This is a genomic window from Enterobacter sp. N5-15, from assembly GCF_057221635.1.
Window position 1 is genome coordinate 766,550 of sequence record NZ_CM170150.1, and the last position, 13,302, is coordinate 779,851.

Below are 13,302 nucleotides of genomic sequence, written 5' to 3' on the forward strand. Positions count from 1 at the left end.
AGACGGAATCTACCGGGTATTCACTTTAGCTAATTGTGCTGGTTTGAGCTTTCTCTACCCGACTAATTGTCTAATTTTGGACTTAAGAAAAGAGTTGCAGAAATAAATAAATATAATTGTTTAAAATGAGTGAAATGTCCTGAAGAGGATGCCTTCTGATTAAAAGGTTTTGATATCATTAAGTTATAAATGCTGTGAATCTATTTCATAATGTTGAAAAGCGAACAGAGATAACAGGTTGTTAACTAACTGTAGGGCGATAGCATTAACAGTTTAATAATACTTAAGTCATCATTAACCTGATGCCAATTGTATATTTGTTTGGTTTATGGTTTCATTCAAATCCTAAAGTCAAACATATCATTTGCGCTCATTAATTTTCGTTTATATAGAGTCTTTATATATTCCGAATTTTAAATAATTCTCTTTCGCTGATCGTATTTGCATGATAAATCATATTTTTCGAGATTATTACCGTACGATGGCAAAGGGAGTGTAGCGTGACAGTGGAGTCAGAAGTGCCAGAAAATAATATTAAACAACCTCAAGCTACTGATGGGATTAAACCGCAGTTACGCACGGTGGATCTTAATCTTCTGACGGTGTTTGATGCTGTCATGCAGGAACAGAATATCACCCGCGCGGCCCAATCGCTGGGGATGTCACAACCTGCCGTGAGTAATGCCGTTGCCAGACTTAAGGTCATGTTTAACGACGAATTATTTGTTCGCTACGGGAGGGGGATCCAGCCTACAGCCCGTGCATTCCAGCTGTTTGGCTCCATCCGCCAGGCGTTGCAACTGGTCCAAAACGAGCTGCCGGGCTCGGGCTTTGAACCCTTAAGCAGCGAGCGCGTATTCCATCTTTGCGTCTGTAGCCCACTGGATAATTATTTAACGTCGATTATTTATAATAAAGTTGAAGAGATCGCACCCAATATCAATCTTGTTTTTAAATCATCCCTAAATCAAAACACGGAACATCAGTTACGCTATCAGGAAATCGAATTCGTTCTGGGATATGAAGAGTTTCGTCGTCCAGAATTTTCCTGCGTGCCGCTGTTTAAAGATGAAATGGTTCTGGTCGCCAGTAAAAAGCATCCGCGCCTGAACTCTCCGCTGCGAGAGAGCGATGTTTATAACGAGCAGCACGCCGTTGTAGCACTCGACAGATATGCGTCCTTTAGCCTGCCGTGGTATGACACTGCGGATAAACAGGCGAGCGTGGCTTATCAGGGCATGGCCATGGTTAGCGTATTAAACGTGGTCTCCCAGACGCAGCTGGTGGCGATTGCGCCGCGCTGGCTGGCAGAAGAGTTTTCTGACCCTTTAAATCTGCAAATTTTGCCTCTGCCGCTCAAGCTAAATAGCCGTACCTGTTATCTTTCCTGGCATGAAGCGGCGGGTCGGGATAAAGGACATCAGTGGATGGAAGAGCTGCTGGTTGGCATCTGTCGCCGGTAAACGCATCAGGGTAAATCGCATCGGTTCATGTGATTTATCCTGAATTTTTTTAGATAATTGCTATTTTGTTCTGTGGTACTTTTTTTCGGGCTGCTCTGCGGCACGCAAAAATAGATGATTTCCTGCATTGTCGCGCTTTTCAGCGATGATTTATCACCCCATCCTCTATTCCCAGAGGAATTAACCATATCTTCTGTTAACGGCTGCTTTTTCTGCTTTACGCGCCGTTTATCTCCCTGGGTTTGCTAATTGCCTGCCTCATAACGAGCGGTTAAGGTAAAGAACACTCTGCAATATATAAGATTGGTTTATCCCAATCGTAAGACGGTGCGGAAATGAATTCGGCAGTCCGTCTATAACAAAATGCCTGGAGGCAAAGCATGGAGATGTTGTCTGGCGCGGAAATGGTCGTTCGGTCGCTGATCGATCAGGGCGTAAAGCAAGTGTTCGGCTACCCTGGCGGTGCGGTCCTCGATATTTATGATGCGCTGCATACGGTAGGGGGCATTGACCATGTTCTGGTACGTCACGAGCAGGCGGCGGTGCACATGGCTGATGGCCTGGCGCGTGCGACGGGGGAAGTGGGCGTGGTGTTAGTCACGTCCGGCCCCGGCGCGACAAACGCCATTACCGGCATTGCGACGGCCTACATGGACTCTATCCCGCTGGTGATCCTCTCCGGGCAGGTGGCAACCTCACTGATTGGCTACGATGCGTTTCAGGAGTGCGACATGGTCGGGATTTCGCGTCCCGTTGTGAAGCACAGCTTCCTGGTCAAGCAAACAGAAGACATTCCCGGCGTACTGAAAAAAGCCTTCTGGCTGGCGGCGAGCGGACGTCCCGGACCGGTGGTGGTCGATCTGCCAAAAGATATCCTGAACCCGGCAAACAAGCTGCCCTATGTCTGGCCGGAATCGGTCAGCATGCGCTCTTATAACCCAACAACGCAGGGGCATAAAGGCCAGATCAAGCGAGCGTTGCAAACGCTGCTGGCAGCCAAAAAACCGGTGGTCTATGTCGGTGGCGGGGCGATCAACTCCGCCTGCGAAGTCCAGCTTCGTGAACTGATTGAAAAGCTTAACCTTCCCGTTGCGTCGTCACTGATGGGGCTGGGGGCGTTTCCTGCCACCCATCGTCAGGCGTTGGGGATGCTGGGTATGCACGGTACCTATGAAGCCAACATGACGATGCATCATTCCGATGTCATCTTTGCCGTCGGCGTGCGCTTTGACGATCGCACCACCAACAACCTGGCGAAGTATTGCCCGAACGCCACCGTGCTGCACATTGATATCGATCCGACGTCAATTTCAAAAACGGTGTCGGCTGATGTGCCGATCGTCGGCGATGCCCGTCAGGTTCTGGAGCAAATGCTGGACCTGCTGGCCCAGGAGAGTGCAACCCAGCCGCTGGATGAGATCCGCGACTGGTGGCAGCAGATTGAACAGTGGCGCGCGCGTCAGTGCCTGAAATATGACACGCAAAGTGAAAACATTAAGCCGCAGGCGGTCATTGAAGCGGTGTGGCGACTGACGAAAGGTGAGGCTTACGTGACCTCAGACGTGGGGCAGCACCAGATGTTTGCCGCCCTGTATTATCCGTTTGATAAACCGCGACACTGGATCAACTCCGGTGGTTTAGGAACCATGGGCTTTGGTCTGCCTGCCGCGCTGGGCGTGAAGCTGGCGCTGCCGAATGAAACCGTCGTCTGCGTGACGGGAGATGGCAGTATTCAGATGAACATTCAGGAGCTGTCTACCGCGCTGCAGTATGAACTGCCGGTACTGGTGCTGAACCTGAATAACGGGTATCTCGGTATGGTGAAGCAGTGGCAGGACATGATCTACTCTGGTCGTCATTCTCAGTCCTACATGAAATCGCTTCCGGACTTTGTTCGTCTTGCTGAAGCTTACGGCCATGTAGGCATGCGGGTGACCGATCCGGCCGAGCTGGAAACGAAGCTCGCACAGGCGCTTGAGCACGTTAAAAACAACCGCCTCGTCTTTATGGATGTGATTGTTGATGGAACCGAGCACGTTTATCCGATGCATATTCGTGGTGGTGGTATGGATGAAATGTGGTTAAGCAAAACGGAGAGAACCTGATATGCGCCGGATATTATCTGTTTTACTGGAAAACGAGTCTGGCGCACTGTCGCGCGTCATTGGCCTTTTTGCGCAGCGCGGCTATAACATTGAAAGCCTGACCGTTGCCCCGACGGAAGACCCTACGCTGTCGCGCATGACGATCCAAACCGTCGGCGATGCCAAAGTGCTTGAGCAGATTGAGAAACAGCTGCATAAGCTGGTCGACGTCCTGCGCGTGAGCGAGCTGGGGCAGGGTGCCTACGTTGAACGTGAGGTCATGCTGGTGAAAATTCAGGCCAGCGGCTACGGGCGTGAGGAAGTCAAACGCAATGCGGATATTTTCCGCGGACAGATTATCGACGTCACGCCTTCTCTTTATACGGTTCAGCTGGTCGGGACAAGCGACAAGCTGGATGCTTTCCTGGCGTCCGTGCGGGACGTCGCAAAAATTGTCGAGGTGGCGAGATCGGGTGTAGTAGGCCTGTCACGCGGCGAGAAAATCATGCGTTAGTTGTCAAAAAGGTTCGCCTCTTTCTGCCCGGTCACCAAAGCCGGGCTTTTTTTTGCGTAATCAGCCGACAACGCAGATAAAAGCGGTTGCCGCGAAGGCTTTTCTGCGTTTAGATGTTAAAAGATTTAACCATAACCTTGACAGGGCCATGGACTCTTTTCTTTTTTTAAGGGGCAATTGTGAAACTGGATGAAATCGCCCGGCTAGCCGGCGTGTCACGAACAACGGCCAGCTATGTGATTAACGGTAAAGCAAAGCAGTACCGTGTCAGCGACAAGACCGTTGAAAAAGTTATGGCGGTCGTTCGTGAGCATAACTACCATCCGAATGCTGTCGCAGCCGGTCTGCGTGCCGGGCGAACCCGCTCTATTGGTCTGGTGATCCCTGACCTGGAAAACACCAGCTATACCCGTATCGCCAACTATCTTGAACGTCAGGCGCGCCAGCGCGGCTATCAACTGCTGATTGCCTGCTCGGAAGACCAGCCCGACAACGAGATGCGCTGCATTGAGCATCTTCTCCAGCGCCAGGTGGATGCCATCATCGTGTCGACCTCCTTGCCGCCAGAGCATCCGTTCTACCAGCGCTGGGCGAACGACCCGTTCCCAATCGTTGCGCTGGATCGCGCGCTCGATCGCGAGCATTTCACCAGCGTCGTGGGTGCGGATCAGGATGATGCAGAAATGCTGGCCGCAGAGCTGAGAACATTCCCCGCAGAAACGGTGCTGTATCTTGGCGCGCTGCCCGAGCTTTCCGTGAGCTTCCTGCGTGAGCAGGGGTTCAGAACCGCCTGGAAAGACGATCCGCGCGAGGTTCACTACCTCTATGCCAATAGCTACGAGCGTGAAGCCGCGGCGCAGCTGTTCGAGAAATGGCTGGAAACGAATCCTATGCCTCAGGCGCTGTTCACCACGTCGTTCGCGCTGTTGCAGGGCGTCATGGATGTGACCTTACGCCGTGAAGGTAAACTGCCTTCCGACCTGGCGATTGCCACGTTCGGGGATAACGAGCTGCTCGACTTCCTCCAGTGCCCGGTGCTGGCGGTAGCACAGCGTCACCGCGATGTCGCTGAACGTGTGCTTGAGATTGTGCTGGCAAGCCTGGATGAGCCGCGCAAGCCGAAGCCGGGCCTGACGCGTATCAAACGTAATCTCTACCATCGCGGAATTTTAAGCCGCCAAAAATGAAATGACCGGGGCGGCGAAATCTGCCCCATTTTGTTGCGATAATTCGTGCAGATAATTCCCGGAGAGAAATTAGGATAATTCTTGAGGGATCATAATCACCTATTTTTCTTAATTCATTCTGGCTTTTAAATTGTCCTTTTAAAGAACATCCGGGCGATTTTAAACAGCACTCTTTGTATTATTTTGTTACAAACCCTCTTCGGTCGATGAATATTCAGACGTTTTTCCTCCTCCTTTGCCAGCTTACGTGGCAACCGCCGCGCTTACCGTGTGCCTGGGTGAATCTGGCGCTGTTATCCCCTGAGAATCTGTCATAAAATGCTGCCCGCGTCGCAAACTGACACTTTATATTTATCTGCGATGATATTGAGTGAGCTTTAACGCTAGTGTGCATATTCGGTTTTTTTCTTACAAATATTCATAACGTTAATTTTGCCTCGCCAGTTGTGCAGTTATTAACCAGGACTGTTTATCTCTGTAAATAGAGGGCTTTCGAGTCCTTATAGGGAGAGTCCTGGCTTGACAAGCTTTTCCCTCGCTCCGTAAACTCCTTTAGGTGGGAATTTGTGGGTTAAAGTGGTGAGGAGGGGTGAGACTGGCATGTTCCGTGGAGCTACGTTAGTCAATCTCGACAGCAAAGGGCGTTTATCGGTACCAACCCGATACCGCGACCAGCTGATTGAGAACGCTGCGGGTCAAATGGTTTGCACCATTGACATTAACTCCCCCTGCCTGCTGCTTTACCCCTTGCCTGAATGGGAAATTATTGAGCAAAAGCTGTCGCGACTGTCGAGCATGAACCCGCAGGAACGCCGCGTGCAGCGGCTGTTATTGGGACATGCCAGTGAATGTCAGATGGATAACGCAGGGCGATTACTGATTGCCCCTGTGTTGCGGCAACATGCCGGTCTGACCAAAGAAGTGATGCTGGTCGGGCAGTTCAACAAGTTTGAACTGTGGGATGAAACGACCTGGTATCAACAGGTCAAGGAAGATATCGACGCTGAGCAGTCTGATTCCGCGACATTATCGGAACGGCTGCAGGACTTGTCTCTATAAATATGATGGAAAATTATAAACATAAAACGGTGTTACTGGACGAGGCCGTTAACGGCCTGAATATTCGTCCGGATGGCATCTACATTGATGGCACGTTTGGTCGCGGTGGTCACTCGCGTTTGATTCTCTCCCAGCTTGGAGAGGAAGGACGCCTGCTGGCAATCGATCGCGATCCGCAGGCTATTGCCGTTGCACAGACCATCAATGACCCACGCTTTTCCATCGTGCATGGACCTTTCTCTGCGCTCGCGGATTATGTCGCTGAGCGCGGCCTGACGGGCAAGATCGACGGGATTCTTCTCGATCTTGGCGTCTCTTCACCCCAACTTGATGATGCTGAACGTGGTTTCTCCTTTATGCGTGACGGTCCGCTGGACATGCGGATGGACCCGACGCGCGGTCAGTCTGCCGCTGAGTGGTTACAGACCGCTGACGAAGCCGATATTGCATGGGTCATCAAAACGTTCGGCGAAGAGCGCTTTGGCAAACGTATTGCGCGCGCCATCGTTGAGCGCAATCGCATTGAGCCAATGACCCGCACCAAAGAGTTGGCCGAAGTGATCGCGGCGGCGACGCCGGTGAAGGATAAGCACAAACATCCCGCGACCCGTACCTTCCAGGCGGTTCGCATCTGGGTAAACAGTGAACTGGAGGAAATAGAGCTGGCGCTAAAAAGCTCGCTCGACGTGCTGGCCCCGGGTGGGCGGTTATCCATCATCAGCTTCCATTCGCTGGAAGACCGTATTGTGAAACGCTTTATGCGTGAACAAAGCCGCGGTCCACAAGTGCCTGCGGGGCTGCCGATGACGGAAGAACAACTCAGGAAGCTGGGTGGCCGTCAGTTGCGAGCATTAGGCAAGTTGATGCCGGGCGAAGAAGAAGTGGCAGAGAATCCACGCGCCCGTAGTTCAGTGCTGCGTGTTGCAGAGAGGACGAACGCATGATCGGCAGAGTGACAGAGACCCTAAGCAAAGTTAAGGATTCGTTAGGAAGCAACGAGCGCCATGCCTTGCCTGGCGTGATCGGCGACGATCTTTTGCGGTTTGGGAAACTGCCACTCTGTCTGTTCATTTGCATCATTGTCACGGCAGTTACGGTGGTGACCACCGCCCACCATACGCGTTTATTGACTGCGCAACGCGAGCAGATGGTACTGGAACGCGATGCGCTGGATATTGAATGGCGAAATTTGATCCTTGAAGAAAACGCGCTCGGCGATCACAGCCGGGTTGAACGGATCGCAACGGAAAAGCTGCAGCTGCAGCATGTTGATCCTTCGCAGGAAAATATCGTAGTACAAAAATAAGGGAAAACGCGACGCATGAAAGCAGCGGCAAAAACGCTAAAACCAAAACGTCAGGAAGAACAGGCCAACTTTATCAGTTGGCGTTTTGCGTTGCTTTGCGGCTGCATTTTACTGGCGCTGGGTTTCCTGCTGGGACGCGTGGCCTGGCTACAAATCGTCGCCCCTGACATGCTGGTACGCCAGGGCGATATGCGCTCTCTGCGCGTCCAGGAAGTGTCGACATCCCGTGGGATGATCACCGACCGCTCGGGTCGTCCGCTGGCGGTGAGCGTGCCGGTGAAGGCTATCTGGGCCGATCCGAAAGAACTGCATGATGCTGGCGGTATCACGCTTGATAACCGCTGGAAGGCGCTTGCGGACGCGCTGAAGATGCCGCTGGACCAGTTAGCATCACGCGTGAATACCAACCCGAGAGGGCGTTTTATCTATCTGGCGCGTCAGGTGAACCCTGACATGGCGGACTACATCAAGAAGTTGAAGCTGCCGGGGATCCACCTGCGTGAAGAATCGCGCCGTTACTATCCATCCGGCGAAGTGACCGCTCACCTCATTGGTTTCACCAACGTGGATAGCCAGGGGATTGAGGGCGTTGAAAAAAGCTTTGATAAATGGCTGACCGGCCAGCCCGGCGAGCGCATTGTGCGTAAAGACCGCTACGGTCGCGTGATCGAGGATATTTCCTCAACGGACAGCCAGGCCGCACACAACCTTGCGCTGAGTATCGATGAGCGCTTACAGGCGCTGGTTTACCGCGAGCTGAACAACGCCGTGGCCTTTAACAAAGCGGAATCGGGCAGTGCCGTGTTAGTTGATGTCAGCACGGGTGAAGTGCTGGCGATGGCCAATAGCCCGTCCTACAACCCTAACAATCTTACCGGTACGCAGAAGGATGTTATGCGTAACCGCACCATCACCGACGTGTTCGAACCGGGTTCGACCGTTAAGCCGATGGTGGTCATGACTGCACTTCAGCGCGGTATCGTCAATGAAAACACCGTACTGAATACCATTCCTTACCGAATTAACGGTCACGAAATCAAAGACGTGGCGCGCTACAGCGAATTGACCCTGACCGGGGTGTTACAGAAGTCGAGTAACGTCGGTGTTTCAAAGCTGGCGTTAGCGATGCCGTCCTCAGCGTTAGTAGAGACTTACTCACGTTTTGGGCTTGGAAAGGCGACCAATTTGGGGTTGGTCGGAGAACGCAGTGGCTTATATCCTCAAAAACAACGGTGGTCTGACATAGAGAGGGCCACCTTCTCTTTCGGCTACGGGCTAATGGTGACACCGTTACAGTTAGCGCGAGTCTACGCAACGATCGGCAGCTATGGCGTTTATCGTCCGCTGTCGATTACCAAAGTTGATCCACCGGTTCCCGGCGAGCGTATTTTCCCGGAATCTACCGTCCGTACTGTTGTTCATATGATGGAAAGCGTGGCGCTGCCCGGCGGCGGCGGCGTGAAGGCGGCAATCAAAGGTTATCGCATCGCCATCAAGACCGGTACGGCGAAAAAAGTGGGGCCGGACGGCCGCTATATCAACAAATACATTGCCTATACCGCAGGCGTTGCGCCTGCAAGCAATCCGCGTTTTGCGCTGGTGGTCGTGATAAACGATCCACAGGCGGGTAAATACTACGGCGGCGCCGTCTCCGCGCCTGTGTTCGGGGCTATCATGGGCGGCGTGTTACGCACCATGAACATTGAACCGGATGCGCTGGCGACGGGCGAAAAAAGTGAATTTGTAATTAATCAAGGCGAGGGTACAGGTGGCAGATCGTAATTTGCGCGACCTTCTCGCTCCGTGGGTGCCAAATGCACCGGAGCGAGCACTGCGAGAGATGGTACTGGACAGCCGCGTGGCTGCTTCTGGCGATCTTTTTGTGGCGGTGGTCGGTCATCAGGCGGACGGGCGTCGTTATATCCCGCAGGCGATTGCGCAAGGTGTGGCTGCCATTATTGCTGAGGCCAAAGATGAGGCAACCGACGGTGAGAACCGTGAAATGCACGGGGTGCCGGTTATCTATCTCAGCCAGTTAAACGAGCGTCTTTCCGCGCTGGCGGGACGTTTTTATCACGAACCTTCCGACCAGCTGCGCCTGGTTGGCGTGACGGGTACCAACGGTAAAACCACCACCACGCAGCTGATGGCGCAGTGGGCCCAGCTGCTGGGCGAAACCGGTGCGGTGATGGGGACCGTGGGTAACGGCCTGCTGGGCAAAGTGAGCCCGACGGAAAACACCACCGGCTCGGCGGTAGACGTACAGCATGTGCTTGCCGGTCTGGCAGGGCAGGGGGCAACCTTTGCTGCAATCGAAGTTTCTTCGCACGGTCTGGTGCAGCACCGCGTCGCGGCGCTGAAATTTGCCGCTTCAGTGTTTACCAATCTGAGCCGCGATCATCTTGATTATCATGGTGATATGGAGCATTACGAAGCCGCTAAATGGCTGCTGTTCTCTACTCACCATTACGGACAAGCCATCATCAACGCCGACGACGAAGTGGGCCGCCGCTGGCTGGCGAAGCTGCCGGATGCGGTTGCGGTGTCGATGGAAGACCATATCAATCCGAACTGCCACGGCCGCTGGCTGAAGGCGGTTGCGGTGAATTACCACGACAGCGGGGCGACAATCCGCTTTGCCTCTTCCTGGGGTGAAGGCGAAATTGAAAGCCGCCTGATGGGCGCCTTTAACGTCAGCAACCTGCTGCTGGCGCTGGCGACGCTGCTGGCGCTGGGTTATCCGATGGCTGAACTGCTGAAAACCTCAGCGCGTCTGCAGCCGGTTTGCGGCCGTATGGAAGTGTTCAGCGCGCCGGGCAAGCCGACCGTTGTGGTTGATTATGCCCACACGCCGGATGCACTGGAAAAAGCGCTGGAGGCGGCGCGCCTGCACTGCACAGGGAAGCTCTGGTGCGTGTTTGGCTGCGGCGGCGATCGCGATAAAGGCAAACGCCCGCTGATGGGGGCTATTGCTGAGCAGTTCGCAGATATTCCGGTAGTCACCGATGACAACCCGCGTACGGAAGAGCCGCGCGCCATCATCAATGACATTCTGGCGGGCATGCTGGACGCGGGCCGCGCTCGTGTGGTGGAAGGCCGTGCGGAAGCTGTGACGAACACCATCATGCAGGCGCGGGAGAATGATGTTGTCCTGCTGGCGGGTAAAGGCCATGAAGATTATCAGATCGTTGGCAATCGCCGTCTGGACTACTCGGACCGCGTAACGGCAGCTCGTCTGCTGGGAGTCGTGGCATGATTAGCATCACCTTAAGCCAGGCCGCTGCCATCCTGCAGGGCGACCTGCAAGGGCAAGACCTGACGATTGATGCCGTAACGACGGACACCCGCAAAATCACCGCAGGCTGTCTGTTTGTGGCGCTGAAAGGCGAGCGTTTTGACGCGCATGATTTTGCTGAACAGGCCAAAGAGAACGGCGCCGGTGCGCTGCTGGTCAGCCGCAGGCTCGAAATCGATCTGCCGCAAATTGTGGTGAAAGATACGCGTCTCGCGTTCGGTGAGCTGGCCGCCTGGGTTCGTCAGCAGGTCCCTACGCGCGTTGTCGCCTTGACCGGATCATCAGGCAAAACGTCGGTGAAAGAGATGACGGCGGCGATCCTGAGCCAGTGCGGCAATACGCTTTATACCGCGGGCAACCTCAATAATGACATCGGCGTGCCGATGACATTACTCCGCCTGACCAAAGAACATGAATTTGCGGTGATCGAGTTAGGGGCAAACCACCAGGGCGAAATCGCCTGGACCGTGAGCCTGACTCGCCCGGAAGCTGCGCTGGTAAATAACCTCGCGGCTGCGCATCTGGAAGGCTTTGGCTCGCTGGAAGGCGTAGCGAAAGCCAAAGGCGAGATTTACACCGGTCTGCCGGATGACGGTATCGCCATCCTGAACGCCGACAACAACGACTGGCTGAACTGGCAGAGCATTATTGGTTCGCGTAAAACCTGGCGCTTCTCGCCGAATGCGGCCAACAGTGATTTTACCGCGACCAATATCCATGTGACGTCGCACGGCACGGAGTTCACCCTCACCACCCCAACGGGTGGCGTCGATGTGCTGCTGCCGCTGCCGGGTCGCCATAACATCGCCAATGCGCTTGCGGCGGCGGCGCTGTCGACGGCGGTGGGTGCGTCGCATGAAGCGATTAAAACCGGGCTGGCGAACCTGAAAGCCGTACCGGGACGCCTGTTCCCGATTCAGCTGTCGGAAAACAAGCTGCTGCTGGATGACTCCTACAACGCGAACGTTGGCTCGATGACGGCGGCGGTGCAGGTGTTATCTGAAATGCCGGGCTATCGCATCATGGTGGTTGGCGATATGGCAGAGCTGGGCGACGAAAGCGAAGCCTGTCATACCCAGGTCGGTGAAGCGGCGAAAGCGGCGGGGCTGGACTGCGTGCTGAGCGCGGGAAAACTGAGCCAGGCGATTAGCCATGCCAGCGGCGTTGGCGAGCATTTTGCTGACAAAGCCGCGTTGATAGAGCGCCTTAAGGCGCTGATGACAGAAAAACAAATTGTGACTGTGTTAGTGAAAGGTTCACGTAGTGCCGCCATGGAAGAGGTTGTGCACGCATTACAGGAGAACGGGACATGTTAGTTTGGCTGGCCGAACATTTGGTCAAATATTATTCAGGCTTTAACGTCTTTTCCTATCTGACGTTTCGCGCCATCGTCAGCCTGCTGACTGCGCTGTTCATCTCGCTGTGGATGGGCCCGCGCATGATTGCCCGTCTGCAAAAACTCTCTTTCGGCCAGGTTGTACGTAACGACGGTCCGGAATCGCACTTCAGCAAGCGCGGCACGCCGACCATGGGCGGGATCATGATCCTGACCGCCATCGTCGTTTCCGTGCTGCTGTGGGCGTATCCCTCCAACCCGTACGTCTGGTGCGTTCTGACGGTACTGGTGGGGTACGGGATCATCGGTTTTGTTGATGATTACCGCAAAGTCGTTCGTAAAGATACTAAGGGCCTGATCGCGCGCTGGAAATATTTCTGGATGTCGGTGATCGCGCTGGGCGTGGCCTTCGCGCTGTATCTGGCCGGGAAAGATACGCCAGCCACCGAGCTGGTTGTGCCGTTCTTTAAGGACGTGATGCCACAGCTGGGGCTGTTCTACATCCTGCTGGCCTACTTTGTGATTGTCGGTACCGGCAACGCCGTTAACCTGACCGACGGTCTGGATGGCCTGGCCATTATGCCAACCGTCTTTGTGGCCGCTGGTTTTGCGCTGGTGGCATGGGCGACAGGTAACATGAACTTTGCGAACTACCTGCACATCCCTTATCTGCGCCACGCGGGTGAGCTGGTGATCGTCTGTACGGCGATAGTCGGCGCGGGGCTGGGCTTCCTGTGGTTCAACACCTATCCGGCTCAGGTCTTTATGGGTGACGTCGGTTCTCTGGCTTTGGGCGGTGCGCTCGGCATTATCGCCGTACTGCTGCGTCAGGAGTTCCTGCTGGTGATCATGGGCGGCGTGTTTGTGGTTGAAACCCTGTCGGTGATTTTGCAGGTCGGTTCCTTCAAGCTGCGCGGTCAGCGCATCTTCCGTATGGCGCCGATTCACCACCACTATGAACTGAAAGGCTGGCCGGAGCCGCGCGTGATTGTGCGCTTCTGGATTATTTCGCTGATGCTGGTGCTGATTGGCCTGGCAACGCTGAAGGTACGTTAATC

The 13,302-nt window shown here is 54.3% G+C and carries 11 protein-coding genes; all 11 read left to right on the forward strand.

The annotated features are described in order from the left end of the window. The first annotated feature begins 500 nt into the window (after positions 1-500). The 11 genes from leuO (at position 501) to mraY (ending at position 13,300) form a co-directional block, all read left to right on the forward strand. Positions 501-1,463, forward strand: coding sequence for a transcriptional regulator LeuO (gene leuO, locus AC2TE5_RS03615; protein ID WP_311391175.1), 963 nt, complete (start codon positions 501-503; stop codon positions 1,461-1,463). A gap of 380 nt (positions 1,464-1,843) precedes the next feature. After that, entirely contained in the window at positions 1,844-3,568 is a 1,725-nt protein-coding gene (gene ilvI / locus AC2TE5_RS03620; protein WP_159515510.1) for an acetolactate synthase 3 large subunit, read from the forward strand. A 1-nt stretch (position 3,569) separates the two neighbouring features. Continuing rightward, positions 3,570-4,061 (forward strand): acetolactate synthase small subunit, encoded by a 492-nt coding sequence (gene ilvN, locus AC2TE5_RS03625; protein WP_008501994.1) that lies wholly within the window; start codon positions 3,570-3,572, stop codon positions 4,059-4,061. A gap of 179 nt (positions 4,062-4,240) precedes the next feature. After that, positions 4,241-5,248, forward strand: a complete 1,008-nt coding sequence (gene cra, locus AC2TE5_RS03630; protein WP_484612672.1) for a catabolite repressor/activator — start codon at positions 4,241-4,243, stop codon at positions 5,246-5,248. Positions 5,249-5,848: 600 nt separating this feature from the next. Then, positions 5,849-6,307, forward strand: a complete 459-nt coding sequence (gene mraZ / locus AC2TE5_RS03635; protein ID WP_021240528.1) for a division/cell wall cluster transcriptional repressor MraZ — start codon at positions 5,849-5,851, stop codon at positions 6,305-6,307. 2 nt (positions 6,308-6,309) lie between these two features. After that, positions 6,310-7,251 carry a 16S rRNA (cytosine(1402)-N(4))-methyltransferase RsmH gene (gene rsmH / locus AC2TE5_RS03640; protein WP_021240527.1) on the forward strand — a complete coding sequence of 314 codons (942 nt, stop codon included), beginning with the start codon at positions 6,310-6,312 and terminating at the stop codon, positions 7,249-7,251. Next, the gene (gene ftsL / locus AC2TE5_RS03645; RefSeq protein WP_008501989.1) at positions 7,248-7,613 is read left to right on the forward strand and encodes a cell division protein FtsL; all 366 of its coding nucleotides are present in this window, start codon (positions 7,248-7,250) and stop codon (positions 7,611-7,613) included. The genes rsmH and ftsL overlap by 4 nt, the downstream gene beginning before the upstream one ends. A gap of 15 nt (positions 7,614-7,628) precedes the next feature. Further along, the gene (locus AC2TE5_RS03650; protein WP_063143344.1) at positions 7,629-9,395 is read left to right on the forward strand and encodes a peptidoglycan glycosyltransferase FtsI; all 1,767 of its coding nucleotides are present in this window, start codon (positions 7,629-7,631) and stop codon (positions 9,393-9,395) included. Continuing rightward, entirely contained in the window at positions 9,382-10,869 is a 1,488-nt protein-coding gene (gene murE, locus AC2TE5_RS03655; RefSeq protein WP_484612673.1) for a UDP-N-acetylmuramoyl-L-alanyl-D-glutamate--2,6-diaminopimelate ligase, read from the forward strand. Before AC2TE5_RS03650 ends, murE begins: the two co-directional genes overlap by 14 nt. Further along, entirely contained in the window at positions 10,866-12,224 is a 1,359-nt protein-coding gene (gene murF, locus AC2TE5_RS03660) for a UDP-N-acetylmuramoyl-tripeptide--D-alanyl-D-alanine ligase (RefSeq protein WP_484612674.1), read from the forward strand. Before murE ends, murF begins: the two co-directional genes overlap by 4 nt. Continuing rightward, the gene (gene mraY, locus AC2TE5_RS03665; RefSeq protein WP_008501985.1) at positions 12,218-13,300 is read left to right on the forward strand and encodes a phospho-N-acetylmuramoyl-pentapeptide-transferase; all 1,083 of its coding nucleotides are present in this window, start codon (positions 12,218-12,220) and stop codon (positions 13,298-13,300) included. Before murF ends, mraY begins: the two co-directional genes overlap by 7 nt. Positions 13,301-13,302 lie beyond the last annotated feature (2 nt).

What these genes read in the sequence shown, in the direction of transcription:
- mraZ (WP_021240528.1), top strand. Translation starts at nt 5,849, where the DNA reads ATGTTCCGTGGAGCTACGTTAGTCAATCTCGACAGCAAAGGGCGTTTA.
- mraY (WP_008501985.1), top strand. Translation starts at nt 12,218, where the DNA reads ATGTTAGTTTGGCTGGCCGAACATTTGGTCAAATATTATTCAGGCTTT.
- ftsL (WP_008501989.1), top strand. Translation starts at nt 7,248, where the DNA reads ATGATCGGCAGAGTGACAGAGACCCTAAGCAAAGTTAAGGATTCGTTA.
- rsmH (WP_021240527.1), top strand. Translation starts at nt 6,310, where the DNA reads ATGATGGAAAATTATAAACATAAAACGGTGTTACTGGACGAGGCCGTT.
- AC2TE5_RS03650 (WP_063143344.1), top strand. Translation starts at nt 7,629, where the DNA reads ATGAAAGCAGCGGCAAAAACGCTAAAACCAAAACGTCAGGAAGAACAG.
- ilvN (WP_008501994.1), top strand. Translation starts at nt 3,570, where the DNA reads ATGCGCCGGATATTATCTGTTTTACTGGAAAACGAGTCTGGCGCACTG.
- murF (WP_484612674.1), top strand. Translation starts at nt 10,866, where the DNA reads ATGATTAGCATCACCTTAAGCCAGGCCGCTGCCATCCTGCAGGGCGAC.
- ilvI (WP_159515510.1), top strand. Translation starts at nt 1,844, where the DNA reads ATGGAGATGTTGTCTGGCGCGGAAATGGTCGTTCGGTCGCTGATCGAT.